The organism is Mammaliicoccus stepanovicii, from assembly GCF_002902525.1.
GTDB classification, from domain to species: Bacteria; Bacillota; Bacilli; order Staphylococcales; family Staphylococcaceae; genus Mammaliicoccus; species Mammaliicoccus stepanovicii.
In genome coordinates, this window is record NZ_PPQZ01000134.1 from 1,421 (window position 1) to 2,155 (window position 735).

The window sequence follows — 735 nt, forward strand, 5'->3', positions numbered from 1 at the left end:
ACTAATTTTTTTATCCTCTTTGTTAATCAATTTATTTGGTTTTCTAGGGACATTTTATTTTAAGTTGTTAATAGATGACATACTTCCTAGCAACATTATTTACAATCTTCACATATTATCTGGGGCAGTATTATTAATGTATATAACCCAATCATTTATCACATACTTTAGATCTCATTTAATTCTTTATTTTAGTTTAAAAATTGATATAAAGATTATGCTCGATTATTATAATCACGTATTAAAATTACCTATGGAGTTTTTTGAAACACGCAAGTCCGGAGAAATTCTTTCAAGATTTATGGATAGTAGCAAAATTAGAGAGGCATTTTCCACAGTTACTGTCACATTTTTTATTGATATTCTAATGATTCTATTAGGTAGCATTCTCTTATATTTGCAAAGTTCTCGATTATTCCTCATTACTCTAATATTTGTTCCTATTTATATTTTATTAGCATTTATATTTAGAAAACCTTTTGAAAAATATAATCGCCAACAAATGGAACAAAATTCCGAACTAAATTCATATCTAATTGAAACTATTAACGGAATTTCAACAATAAAGAGTTACACGGCAGAAGAAGAAGTATCAATTAAGTCAGAAATGTTTTTTATACGTTTAATCAAAAAAATTTTAAAACTTGGAATTGTAACTAATATACAAATGAGTATAAAAGGATTTTTATCATTATTAATAAGTACTGTTATATTATGGGTGGGTTCATATTATGT

Annotated in this window: 1 protein-coding gene; it reads left to right on the forward strand. The window is 25.3% G+C overall.

Features of this window, described 5'->3' with window-relative positions; genetic code table 11:
- Positions 1-19: 19 nt before the first annotated feature.
- The coding region (locus CD111_RS12815) for an ABC transporter transmembrane domain-containing protein (protein ID WP_240610519.1) at positions 20-735 on the forward strand (716 nt) is incomplete at its 3' end.